12 protein-coding genes are annotated in these 12768 nt (G+C 59.6%); all 12 read left to right on the plus strand.

Annotated elements, in window-relative coordinates; all coding sequences use genetic code 11:
* Positions 1-266 precede the first annotated feature (266 nt).
* Positions 267-1001, plus strand: coding sequence for a hypothetical protein (locus tag AC1D2O_RS35290; protein ID WP_477650037.1), 735 nt, complete (start codon positions 267-269; stop codon positions 999-1001).
* 72 nt (positions 1002-1073) lie between these two features.
* Positions 1074-1583: a HEPN domain-containing protein gene (locus tag AC1D2O_RS35295; RefSeq protein WP_478158719.1), complete on the plus strand. Its 510-nt coding sequence runs from the start codon at positions 1074-1076 to the stop codon at positions 1581-1583.
* A gap of 50 nt (positions 1584-1633) precedes the next feature.
* A complete protein-coding gene (locus AC1D2O_RS35300; RefSeq protein WP_477650045.1) occupies positions 1634-2107 on the plus strand; it encodes a DUF2726 domain-containing protein in 474 nt (157 codons plus the stop codon).
* A gap of 216 nt (positions 2108-2323) precedes the next feature.
* On the plus strand, positions 2324-2800 hold the full coding sequence (locus tag AC1D2O_RS35305) for a MobA/MobL family protein (RefSeq protein WP_477650039.1): 477 nt from the start codon (positions 2324-2326) through the stop codon (positions 2798-2800).
* Positions 2801-3194: 394 nt separating this feature from the next.
* The gene (locus tag AC1D2O_RS35310) at positions 3195-4265 is read left to right on the plus strand and encodes a type IV toxin-antitoxin system AbiEi family antitoxin (protein ID WP_477650040.1); all 1071 of its coding nucleotides are present in this window, start codon (positions 3195-3197) and stop codon (positions 4263-4265) included.
* The gene (locus AC1D2O_RS35315; protein ID WP_478158720.1) at positions 4253-5122 is read left to right on the plus strand and encodes a nucleotidyl transferase AbiEii/AbiGii toxin family protein; all 870 of its coding nucleotides are present in this window, start codon (positions 4253-4255) and stop codon (positions 5120-5122) included. Before AC1D2O_RS35310 ends, AC1D2O_RS35315 begins: the two co-directional genes overlap by 13 nt.
* A gap of 86 nt (positions 5123-5208) precedes the next feature.
* Positions 5209-6885 carry an ATP-dependent nuclease gene (locus AC1D2O_RS35320; RefSeq protein WP_477650042.1) on the plus strand — a complete coding sequence of 559 codons (1677 nt, stop codon included), beginning with the start codon at positions 5209-5211 and terminating at the stop codon, positions 6883-6885.
* Positions 6882-8411 (plus strand): UvrD-helicase domain-containing protein, encoded by a 1530-nt coding sequence (locus tag AC1D2O_RS35325; RefSeq protein WP_478158721.1) that lies wholly within the window; start codon positions 6882-6884, stop codon positions 8409-8411. The genes AC1D2O_RS35320 and AC1D2O_RS35325 overlap by 4 nt, the downstream gene beginning before the upstream one ends.
* Before the next feature lie 12 nt (positions 8412-8423).
* A complete protein-coding gene (locus AC1D2O_RS35330; protein WP_477650664.1) occupies positions 8424-9335 on the plus strand; it encodes an AbiJ-NTD4 domain-containing protein in 912 nt (303 codons plus the stop codon).
* Positions 9336-9430: 95 nt separating this feature from the next.
* Positions 9431-10438: a DUF4238 domain-containing protein gene (locus AC1D2O_RS35335; protein ID WP_478158722.1), complete on the plus strand. Its 1008-nt coding sequence runs from the start codon at positions 9431-9433 to the stop codon at positions 10436-10438.
* Positions 10439-10966: 528 nt separating this feature from the next.
* Positions 10967-12160, plus strand: coding sequence for an AVAST type 1 anti-phage system MBL fold metallo-hydrolase Avs1a (avs1a, locus tag AC1D2O_RS35340; RefSeq protein ID WP_478158723.1), 1194 nt, complete (start codon positions 10967-10969; stop codon positions 12158-12160).
* Positions 12153-12768: trypsin-like serine peptidase (locus tag AC1D2O_RS35345; protein ID WP_478158724.1), on the plus strand; the 616-nt coding region annotated here is incomplete at its 3' end. The genes avs1a and AC1D2O_RS35345, both read left to right, overlap by 8 nt.

Raw genomic sequence — 12768 nt, forward strand, 5'->3', positions numbered from 1 at the left:
CGGGGCCCTGGGTGCTCCGCACCCGTTGCGGCCGCTTGGTGCCTCGGAAGACATCCAGGTTCAGTCCGGTGCGGTGGCGGCTTCGCATTGGACGCAGCCGTTATCACACCTGGATCGGGAATTTGAGGGGAATCTCAATGGAATCAACGAGTTCCTTTGCGCTATACGTGGTCGCGCTACGAAACTGCCGCGAATTGAGAACTTTTTCACTTGTCGAGAAGCCAGAGGCCTGATCTGTCGGTGTGGCGTCGGGCTACATTCGCTCGATGTCGTCTGCAGAACCCGCATCGTCGCCCAAGCCTATCCGTCCGAGCTGGACCACGCTGCTGGGCGTTCTGACGGCCTTTGTCGGCCTGGGCACCGTCACCCTGCATGTGATGGGCATGGCCTCGCACCGCGCCTACATGCAGTTCTGGGGCATCGACTCCGGCGTCTTGCCCAAAACCACCGACCTGGTGCTGATCAGCGGCTACTACGCCCTCGTCAACCAATCGGCCATGGGCTTCCTCAAGATCCTGGCGAACGTCGGCCTGTGGATGGTCGCAGCCGTCGGGTTTGCCATTTATCTCTTCATGCTGCAGTCGCCGTGGGATGGGGGCATTGGCTCGGTTCTGAATCGGCTGGCCAAGCGCCCTCTCTGGGTGCAGCGACTGGCGCGATACGTCGTCGGCGCGCTGATGGCCGCTGCCATCCTTCCAATCCTCCTCGTTTCCTTCGTCGCGGTGATGAACCTGCCCGACGCGCTGGGCGGCGCCAGCGGCAAAGCGCACGCTGAACGTGAGGCGCAGGACTTCAAGCAGGGCTGCGAGAAATCCAAGCAGCCCTGTGTGGAGCTGAAGAAGAGCGGCGAGTCAATCGGCACAGGTTTCGTGCTGGACGGGTCGCCGGGTCACATCGCGATCTTTGACGCCAAGCTGCAGCGCGCGCGGGTCATTCCGCGTGAGGCCGTAGAACTGATCGCGGGCAGGGCGCCGGTGCCGCTCGCTTCCGAAGCGCCCTGAACCAATCGCACCGCCTCACCTATGCCAAACGCCAAAGAGACTTTCGAAATTTCGATCAAGGACGCCACGCAGTTGCTCGATCACTTCAAGGCGATCAACACCCTGCCGCCGCCGCCCAATGCGGAGGTTCTCAAGCGTGCGAGCCTGATCATGGCTTGCACGGCCTGGGAGACCTATGTCGAAGACCGTGTGCGAGAGGCCGTGACATGGCGGCTTGCGGCCAGCCCGAGCTTCCAGAATGAGTTCATGGACCGCCACCTGCAGAACACCCTCAAGCAGTTCCACAACCCCGACTCCGACAAGACGATCAAGCTGTTCAAAGACTTCCTCGGCGTCGATGTGTCCGAGGCTTGGGTCTGGCCCAACTATTCGTCCGAGCGTGCGCGCAAGGACCTCGACACCTTGATCAAGAAGCGGGGCGAGGCCGTGCATCGGTCAAAGGCATCGAGCGCGGGCGTGCCCGCCCCGCATCTCATCACCAAGGATCAACTCGAAACGGCTATCCGCCTCGTCGTGAGTCTGGTCGAGGCGACCGACAAGGCGACCGCGCTGCCGCCAACGGCTCAGGGTAGGCAGCCGTGACAACAGTGGGGCAGGCGGCATGGATGAAGGGATTCGGGCCGTTGCTGATCGTGATTGCGCTTGGCCTCGTGGCCTTGCTGCTTCTTGCCATGCGTACGCCACGCCGCAGAGTTTCCAGCGAACTTCCTCGTGCGACCTGGCCACTCACGCGAAACGAGCAGGCGATGTACTTCCGGCTGCAGGGTGCGCTGCCGAATCTCATCGTGCTTTCGCAAGTCTCGTTCGGCGCCTTGCTTACTGCCAGGTCGATGGCGGTGCGCAACACATTCAATCGGAAGCGCGCCGACTTCGTGATCTGCGAGAAGTCGTTCAAGGTCGTCGCCATCGTCGAGCTCGACGACAGCAGCCACGACGGCAACGAGGCCCAGGATGAAAGACGCGACGCGCAGCTCGTGAACGCCGGGTATCGCGTGTTGCGGTATCGGGGCATCCCGAACATCGACCGCGTACAGGCGGATTTCGCGCCGCCTCCGCTACCACCCATCCGGGAGCAGGACGGGATGGGAAGGGTTGACCCCACGTAGCGTCAGTCGCAGCTAATGACTCTGGAGCTTATGCCACTCGTCATGCCTGGCTGCGTTCGTTTGACTTTCGAGACGACCCTCGGCCAGCAGCAGCGGCGCTGAGTACCGTCGTCGACACGGTGTGCTCGATACGCGTATTCATCTGCCGGGGCGGCCGCTTTGCGCACGACAGAGAGCACTTCTGGAACGGCGTGGGGGGACACCACCGTCGGGGTGATGCCGTCCTCGCGCGAAGTCGTGCTCGCGCTTCCCAATGAGCTCGATGCCGACGAGCGAGCAGCGTTGGCATTCGGCTTCTCCCGAGAGATCGCCAACGTGTTTGGAGTCGGCGTGGATTGCGCCCTGCACGCGCCGTCTCGTGGCGGTGATGATGACCGGAATTTCCATGCGCAACTGCTCCTAACAGCATGCACCGTGGATGCCGAGGTAGTTCTCGGCAAGAAGGCGGAGAGGCGCGACACATTGCTTGCCGGCGCAGTGGCGCCGCGGATTCTGTGTCCTGGTTGCGGCCACGTTGGCAGCACTCGGTGGATGCTGCGCTTGCCCGCAAGGGATCTGCAGAACGCGTTGACCGGAGCTTCAAGGCGCGGGGAATCGAGCGCCTGCCGTTGGAAAGAAGGGGGCAGTGGCCCGCGGGCGAACTGGTCTGAATGCCCGCCTTCGAGCCCAGAACGCCAAAGCTTTGGCCCTTGAAGAGCAAATTGGCAAGCCGGTGCGCATGAGGGCCCAGCTGGCCGCGCGGGCGGAGCCAACGCTCGATTTGCAGCGCGGTACAGGTCGCCGAGGACCATGCATCCGATTTGTCAACTTGGCGACGTCGCAAGATTCCGCAGCTTGAGCCGGAACGCTCGGTCGTTGTCGAGCCCGCCGCACCTGTTGGCCCAAGGCGTCCGGTCGGTATTCGCACTACTTCCCGCGAATCCCTGCGGCAAGTCGATCGGCGTCTGGGGCGTGAAATCCTTCATGCGGTGCCCCACCGTGTACACGTGAAGTTATTTGTCGCCAATGTTGCAAACTGTTGTTAAAACCAGACGCTCGGTTGAAGCTGCCTTGACGATTTCACTAAAAATGCTATTTTCAACGCGTGATGAAAACGCCCGATCCAGTGAAAACCGAGCTTCAGGCTGCGGATGCTCTCCGCCTCTTGTTAGGGGAGGTGCCTGCAATCGAGAACGTTGACGTTCATGTCGTTGGGCGACAGCCAACTCCGGGCATTGACCTCGTTGCCGACGTGACAGCCTTTGGTCATCGGCATAAGCTGGTCGCAGAAGTGAAGTCGAACGGGCAGCCCCGCCATGTACGTCAGGCCATTTTGTCCCTGCGCGACTACGTGGCGCAGCAGGAGGAGCGCGTAACGCCAATCCTGATCGCGCCCTACCTCTCGCCCCAGGCGCAGGATCTGTGCCGTGAATTCGGTGTGGCTTACCTCGATCTCGAAGGAAATGCCCGACTGGCTTTCGGCACCTTCTTTCTTTCGCGCCAGTTTGCGAAGAGGCCGGTCCCGGAGCGGCGAGAACTGCGTTCGCTGTTCAAGCCGAAATCGGTTCAGGTGCTCAAGGTTTTGCTTCGCGAGCCATCAAAGCCATGGCGGGTAGCCGAGCTGGCCGAGGTTGCCGGCGTGAGCCTGGGCCACGTCAGCAATGTCCGGAATGGCCTGCTCGACCGGGAGTGGGCGCAATTGGCGGAAGAGGGGATGTTCCTTGCCGCTCCGGATGCGCTTCTGGACGCATGGCGCGAAGCCTATGAACCTCCATCCGGTCAACGGCAGGCTTTCTACACAACCCTGCACGGCGCATCGTTCGACGCTGCGTTGAGGGGTCGACCGCCTGAGAGCAGGGGGCAGATTGCGCTTGCATCGTTCTCAGCCGCTCAGTGGCTGGCGCCTTTCGGCCGCACGGGAACACACTATTTCTATGCTGACGCAGAGGGCCTCGAGATCCTACGGTCGAGCCTGAAGCTTTCGAGCGCGAGTAAAGGCGAGAACGTTGTTGTGACCGTTCTGGACGATTCAGGGCTGTTCCGCGACACGGTGCAGCCCACTTCGGGCGTGATCTGCACAAGCCCGGTCCAAACCTACCTGGACCTGGCTGCGGCAGGCGAACGCGGGCAGGAGGCGGCGGACCACCTTCGGCAAGAGAGATTGCAATGGCAGGAATGACGCCTGGAGAAGCTCAGCACGCACGCGAGTACGACGATCGGACGACTGCAGCCGTGAAGTCAGTGCTTGTCGAAATCGGGCAGATCCTCGGCAGCTTCAAGGGACGCTTCGCCATCGTCGGAGGTGCTGTGCCGTGGCTGTTGCTAGGCAACGAGGACATGCCCCACGTCGGCACGCTGGATGTAGATCTGGGTTTGGATGCGGCCGCCCTCGGGGATGGTGAATATGCCCATCTGGTAGAGGCGCTGCTGGGCCATGGTTATGAGCAGCGCAAAGAACTCCGGCGATTCCAGTTGGTCCGTCAGATCCAAGCAGATGATGGTGGGCCTCCCATCGATGTGGTGATCGACTTCTTGATGCCGAGGGATGCGGACGTTGTGAAAAACGTGCCCCCGTTGATCAGTGACTTTGCGGTGCAGAAAGCTGACGGTGCGGACCTGGCGCTTCGCTTCTATCAAATGGTCGCCATCGCCGGGTCCATGCCTGGCGGTGGGACCAACCGTGTCGAGGTCGCAGTCTGTTCCATTCCAGCGTTACTGGCGATGAAGGGGCATGCGATCGAGGGGCGCTACAAGCAGAAAGATGCCTATGACATCTACTACTGCATTCGCAACTACCCGGGTGGGGCGGAGGCGCTTGCGGAGGACTGCCGCCCCTTGTTGGCGCATGACTCTGGCGTGGCAGGGTACAGCTACATCGCCAACAAGTTCGACACGATTGATGGTTTCGGGCCTACCTGCGTACGCAAGTTCGTGGAAGACACGAGGGTCTTGGGTGAGCGCAGCCCGGATCAGTGGCAGCAAGACGCGTTCGGGCAGGTAGACGCCTGGCTGAGAGCTTTAGGACTGAGGGGATGACTGTGGCTTTAACCGCACAAATCCGTAAGTTGAGTATTCATCGTTTCAGAGGCATCCAGTCTCTGACGTGGCTACCTGCGGAGGGCATGAATGTCATCCTGGGTGGCGGTGACGTTGGAAAAACGACTGTTCTCGAGGCGATCGCGCTGTTGCTCTCGCCATCGAACACTGCGGTCATCTCCGAAGCGGATTACTGGGCGCGGGACAGTGCCCAGGAGTTCGTCATTGAAGCCGTAATGTCGCTGCCAGAGGCAACCGGGATGGGCTCGCAGAACACCTTCGCCTGGCCATGGGCATGGAACGGGCAAGACGCTGTTGCGCCATCGGCCGACGGGGAGGGCGAGCAGCCGGTGCCTGGCGAGCCGGTGTACCGCGTGCGTGTACGAGGGACCACGGAACTGGAGCTCGCGTGGGAGGTCACGCAGCCCAACGACGAGTTCGACCATTTCTCGACTGCCGTCCGCCGGCGTATCGGCTTGGTCCGAATGAGCGCTGATGAGCGCAACGATCGCGATCTGCGTCTTGTCTATGGCTCTGCGCTGGATCGGTTGCTGGCTGACAACGCATTGCGGGCACGTATCGGCAAGGAGGTAGCGGGGCTCAATTTGCACGATTCGCTCAATGACAAGGGTAAGGAAGCGATCGAATCGCTGGATGCGCGCATGGCCGGTGCTGCGCTACCCAGTGACTTGAAACTCGGCCTCACGACCAGCCAGGGGTTCTCCATCGGCGCACTCATCGGGCTGATGGCGACCAAGAATGGGGTGGCGTTGCCCCTGAGCAGTTGGGGTGCGGGTACCAGACGGATGGCTGCGCTCGAAATTGCATCGTCAACGGACAAGGAAGCAAGCGTTACGCTCATCGATGAAATCGAGCGTGGGCTTGAGCCGTACCGGCTGCGCAAGCTCATCAACATCCTGGCTGGCCAGCACGGGCAGATCTTCCTCACGACACATAGCCCTGTCGCCATCTCGTGTGCAGAAAACGCACACCTTTGGTATCTGGACAGCCTGGGCGCCATCGGTGCGTTGCCTCGGGACAAGATCGGTCCACAGCAGAAACGCGATCCTGAAACGTTCCTAGCGCGCGTGGCCGTCATTGCAGAAGGGCCCACCGAAGTCGGCTTCTTGCAGTACCTACTGGAGAAGGCTTTCGAGGGCAATCCGCTCGATCACGGGGTGCGAGTCTGCGATGGTCAGGGCAATGGAGCGACCTTGGATCTGATGGAGACGATCGCGTCTTCCGGTTTGCTGTTTGCCGGCCTAGCTGACGACGAAGGTACCGCTCCAGAGCGGTGGAAGAAACTAAAGGAGAAACTCAAAGGGCGGCTTCATCAGTGGCCGAAGGGCTGCACCGAAGATCATGTGATCGGGGCAGTTCCCGAAGCGAATCTTCTCGAACTGCTGAAGGATACCGAAGGCGAACTGGACGGCTATCGACTCCGGACTTTGGCAGATCGCCTTGGGCTTCAAGACAAGACCACCGAGGCGATCGACGCGGCGCTGAAAGCCTCTGGCAGAACGTGGCGCGCTCTGATCATTGCAGCTGCCACCGGCAGCAAGGACGGCGCGCCCGCAAGCCAAGAAAAGGCGTGGAAGAAGCATTCCCAGCAATGGTTCAAGTCCACAGACGGCGGAAAGGAACTGGCTCAAAAGATGGTCGCGCTAGGCGCGTGGGCGGACATTCAGCCGCAGCTGCTTCCGTTGATCAACGCGGTACTGGCGGCCGTGGGGCGTCAGGCCTTGCAAAGGCTCGATCTATGAGTGACCAGCCCGTCGCCAAGCTTCTCCGATCATCTGAACCGCTGGTGATCATTGAAGCTGCAGCGGGCTGCGGCAAGACATACCAAGGGGCTGCGTACGCGCAGGAGGTGGTGGGAGGGCTCGGTGATGGCCGCTTGCTCATCCTGACGCACACTCACGCCGCTTGCTCTGTCTTCGCAGAACGCACGAAGAAGGCCGGGTCACGCGTCGAAATCAAGACCATCGATGCCTTGATTGCGCAGATCGCGCTGGCGTACCACAAGCCACTGGATTTGCCGCGTGATCTGACATCCTGGGCGTGGCGTGATGGCGGGCAAGGCTTTGAGATCATGGCGACCAAGGTTGCGGGATTCCTGCGCCATCAGCCAATGGTGGCTCGTGCACTGGCCCGACGATATCCAGTCATCGTGTGCGATGAACACCAGGACTCCAGTGTCGATCAGCACAGTGTTGTCATGTTCTTGCTGTCCGCTGGAGCAACTGTCCGGATCTTTGGAGATCCCATGCAGCGGATTTACGGGGCCAAGACCGACAAAGCCGCGCGCGAGGATCGTGCCCGCTGGAACGCTTTGAAGGCGCAGGGAGCAGGCGAGAAGCTGATCACGCCTCATCGCTGGCAAACCGGTTGTCCTCTACTGGGGGCTTGGGTCATCGAGGCGCGGGAGAGTTTGGAGAGCGGAACTCCGATTGACCTGACCGGAGAGCTGCCTCCATCCGTGAGGGTGCTTGTCGGAAACAACACGGCTCAGATGCGAACGGGCTACCAACTTTCCAAGGACGACAGGACACCGATCGACAAGGTGCTGAAAAACAGCCCGCAGTTGATGGTCCTCGCATCGCAGAACGACTTGGTATCGGCACTTCGATCCTTTTGGTTTCGGACAGTGCCGATCTGGGAAGGGCATACGCGTGATGCGCTAGGGGCGCTCGTGCAGACACTACGCACCGGCCATGGCAGTCCGGAAGCGCTGGCACAGGGTGTCATCACCTTCATGGGCAGCGTCGCAGCAGGATTCAGCCCATCCAGCCACGGTGACCGACTTTTGCAGGAAGTCCGCACCGGGGCGGCTCGCCCCACGACTGGAAAGCCGGCCAACATCCAAGAGGTCGCACTATGCCTGCTGAACAATCCTTCGCACACGGGGGTGTCGGACGCACTCGCAAAAATTGCTGCGCTGGTGAAAGACACCGCTGCGGGCTTCGACACCGTGAAGATCGATCACAGTTCCGAGCTGCGGGATGCCGTGCGAATCGGCCAGTTTGCAGGGGCCGACGAAGGATTTGCGGAGGTGTCGCGCATGCGTTCTTACTCCCATCCTTCTCTACCTAAGAAAGTGCTCAGCAGCATTCACAAGGCAAAGGGGCTGGAGTGCGACAACGCAATGCTGATGGCCTGCGACAAGGCGCAGTTCACGTCGACCCTGTACGCGAAATCCAAGATGTACGTGGCCCTCAGCAGGGCGAAGAAATCGCTCACCTTGGTGGTTTCGACATCCAATCCAAGTCCCCTGTTCAAGCTCCGTTGAAGGACCGATCCCATGAGCAACTATTTCAGTGATCGGGAGCTCGGGCCGAGGGCCCGTACTGAGCAGACGATGAGTCCAGTGGCATGGGCCGGCATTGCGGTCCTGGTTGAGGCCCTGGCGAGTTCCGGAGCGTTCGGTGAGTCGTTTCCCCAAGAATGTCCTGATGGCCATGCGATCTGTGGCAATGACACGGACATGCTGAAGAGCGCGATCGAAGCGGAGATCGAGGGCCTGTCTTGGCCGCTACAACGCGATGAATTGGATGAAGATGATTCCATGCGGACGCGAAAGCCGTGGGCGCCCCCGACCCTTGTAGCACTGGATTTCATCGAGTTCGTGTGGAGGAGCGTGGCGCGGCCGGTTCTAGGAAAACTTCACGATTACTACCGCCATCACCATCTGTCTTTCGACAGAGCGGAAGGGCGTTCTGCGTTCGTGACCGATGTGAACCGCATCCTCGCGCGTAACGGGCTGGCTTATGAGATCACTGAAAGCGGCGAGGTCCGGCGGATCTTGCCAGCCATCATCGGGGACTTGCTCGCGAGGACCTACTTCCGGACCGGGGACCAACTGCTCGACGTCATGCTGGAAGAGGCGCGCAGGAAATTCACAGACCCTGATCCGTTGATTCGGCGCGAAGCGCTGGAGCGGCTGTTCGACTCATGGGAGCGCATCAAGACATTGGCAGACGACAACAAAGCCAAGTCGGCGAAGTTGGTTCTGGACAGGGCAAGCCCTGAACCGGCATTTCGGCAGCTTCTTGAGAAGGAGGCCTTGGAGCTTCGAGAGATTGGGAACAGCTATCTGCTACGCCATCACGAGCGAAGCCAAACACCGGTGATCGACACAGATCATGTCGACTACCTGTTTCACAGGCTCTTTTCGTTGGAGGATCTGGTGATCCGCAAGAATGCACCTCGTTAAGAGTCCAGGCTCATGTGCACGGGTTCAGATTTCATCGAAGTAGGACAGTTGAAGCACATCTCGATCGGGGCATGCTTTGCCCTGGGAGCGGCTCGATGAGCGAGCCTTTGCAGCACTACGTGCCCAAGTTCATGCTGCGGCGGTTCTCCGCCGGTGGGCGGGAACTGGTGCATGCGTTCGACAAGCACCAGGACAAGATTTTTGCGTTTTCCACGTCGAAGAAATCTAAAGTGGGTGTCGCGGCCGAGCGGGCCATCTACGATTTTGATTTTCAGGGGGTACCCCTGACGCTGGAACCCGCACTGAGCAGCCTTGAAACCAAGGCCGCCGAGGTCACTGCGCGGGTCATCGCGGCTCAAGCGCTTCCCCCTGCTTGGCACGAAGAGAAGGTAATTCTCGCCAGCTTCATGGCGGTGCAGCTCGTGCGCACCAAGGCGACGATGGCAACCTTCGACGATCTTTCTAGTCGCATGGAGGGGTTTTTTCGTGCGGAGGGCGCCCCGGAGGAGTTCTTTCAGCCCGACCCTTTGGTCGGCAGCAAGGAGAACGCGCGAAAGGCCCACTACGCGGCATTGATAACCAATGCGTCGAGGGACTGGGCGCCTCTGCTGCTGCAGAAGGTCTGGCATCTGATCAAGACCACCGACGACACGCCTTTTTTCATGGGGGATCATCCGGTCGTTCGGTTCAATGACCCCAATGCGGAAGGTAGCGGGAAACTCGGCTTGGCGTCCATCGGGGTTCAGCTGTACTTCCCGCTGTCTCCAACACTGGCGCTTTCCTTGATGTGCCCTACATATCTGGAAATGATGATCGATGGGATCGAGCGCATTGATCGGCTGCTTGTGGGAAGGCTCGGGGACCCTAGCTCGCTCAGAGCGCAGCGGAAGGAGATTTCCGGCATCGTGGAGGCGCTTCTGGCAGGCTCCATGACGGAAGTCCGCCCCGAGAACGTTGAACACTTCAATTCGCTGCAGGTGCTGGAAGCGGAGCGATACGTCTTCTCCGTCAAGAATGATTTCTCCATGGTCAGGGAGATGATCCAGGAAGACGACTCCGTTCGCCGGGGAACGAGATTTGTGGAAGGCTCAGGCCACTTCTAACTCCAACGTGGGTACCGGGCATGCTGCTCGCGGCTGCCTTACACTGGTACGAAATTTCCGGCTTCGGTGCTGTGTCTACCACGGCGTTGTTCGGAGACTTCCTCAGCGGGTGTCTGGTGTTGTTTGCTTCCTTGTTCATGGTGATTGAGATCTCTTTTGAGTTCGAGACGCAGCGAAAGGGCGCGGGGTTACTGGGGGTATGCGCACTGGACACTGCAGGGGAGTCACGGCTTCGCTTTGGAAGACTTAGGCCCTGAGAGTGCCCCATCCCCCGCCAATTCATAAAAGCGTCCGAAAGGGCGTTTTTTCTTTTGCCGCGTGCTTGGCCAGGCCGACGTATCGCAGCAGATGGCGCTGCTCAACCGATTCACGCAGTTGGGGTGCCCGATGACGGTGCCCGTGGCTGTGGCTGTGGCTGTCATGGCATAGCTGGGCCTGGGGCTGGGGCGACTCGACCTGAATCAGGTTTGTGCAACAAAGCCATTTCCTGGGGCCTCGCGTGGTAGCCTCGCTCAAGAGGGAAATAATATGTTGAGAATAAGAATCTACCCTGCTGGAAATGGAGACGCGTTTCTTCTTAGTGCCGCGGGATCGAATGTCCTTGTTGATGGTGGCTACGCCCAAACATTTGACGAGAATATTCACCCTGATCTTTTGGAGATCGCATCCAGGGGCGAATATCTGGATCTGGTCATCGCAAGTCACATTGACGCGGATCACATCTCCGGCCTCATGAGATTTCTGGCGGTCAACGAGAAATCTACTGAATCAAAGGTAGTCGGTGTTGGGGAGGTGTGGCACAACAGTTTGCGCAGCCTGACCGCGACAAACGACGCTGCTATTCGGCCTACGGATCAGTTGATACTTGACGCAATCAATCGACGCGGACATCCGGCGCATGTCGGTATCGTGTCTAACGGACCCAAAGAAATCAGCGCGCGTCAAGGGAGTTCGCTTGCCTCGCTGATACACCGTGGTGGGTACCGATGGAACGATCATGAAGGTGCGACGAGTATTGCCGTCGAACGTACGCCCGTGTTCCAACTTGCAGGGGGCAACATCCGCGTCATCGGCCCAACGCAACAACGTCTCGACGGACTTTTGAAGTGGTGGAAGGGGCGGCTGCGTCAAATGGGTTACAACGGCCCAACAGGAGCGGGCGACGAGATAGATGACGCCTTCGAGTTGATTTGCGAGCACGCAGGTGAAAGTGCGGCATCACGCCCTGTTCCGGTGTCAGCTCGAGAGCGAAAAAACCTCGAAGACGTCTACGATCCCGACGTCTCCATCACGAACGGCAGTTCAATCGCGACGATCATTGAACTTGGTGGGGCTCGTGTCCTGATGCTTGCAGATGCCTGGGCGGAGGACGTTGTTCCAGCGCTCCGTGCCCTGCAGTCAAACGGCCACTCGATGCTCTTCGATGCGATCAAGATTTCTCACCATGGAAGCTTGCGCAACACGAGCCCGGACTTGCTCCGACTCATCGATGCTCCCAGGTACATCGTTTCGTCGAACGGCAATGCGCACGGTCATCCTGACATCGAAGTTCTTGCGGCCATCGTAGACCGGCCGGCATCGTTTTCCCGCGCACTTTATTTCAACTACCCGACACCGGCTTCGGACCTCATTCGCAGTCACGTCTCAAAGAGCGGGGCCTCGTTTACCGTGCATGAAAAAGCCACGGATTGGATCGAGATTGAAGGGCAAACTGATGATTGACGCGCAGATAAAGCTTGCCACGTGCGAGGTCAAATGCGGCGACGACTCTGGGACCGGATGGTTGGTCACGACTTCCCGAGTGATCACGGCGCGTCACTGTGTATATGACGCAATCTCTGCTCAAGTGCAGATCAGTGTGCGTTTCGATCTTGGATCGGCCTCCGACGAAGTCATTGCGAGCGTGATTGCAGAGGACGAGAGCCTTGATGTGTGCATCCTTGCGCTCGCACGAGAGGTCGACATCGATCCGATCCTTCTTGACGAGATGCTCCCAATAGAAGGGAGCCAATTCACAGCCTTTGGTTTTCCAGCAGCGAAGCTCTCCGTCGGGCACAGGCTGGAAGKTTCAATATCGCAAGTTCTCGATACGCCGAGATTGAGCGTTGATCTCGACCTTCATGTAGATGCGCCGTCCGCACTTACGAACTATGACGGTATCTCCGGCGCTCCGCTCATCTGCGACGGCCGCGCTCGAGGCATGTTGCGAGTTGCGATTGACAAGTCCTTGGGCGCCATGTCCGTCGCCAGAATGTCGACATTTCTTCGAGCGCACTCCATTCCTCTTGATGAGCCTCCAGATCAAGAGGCTGATGGCGAAGTGCTCGCAG

This window comes from Variovorax sp. P1_G12 (genome assembly GCF_056405555.1).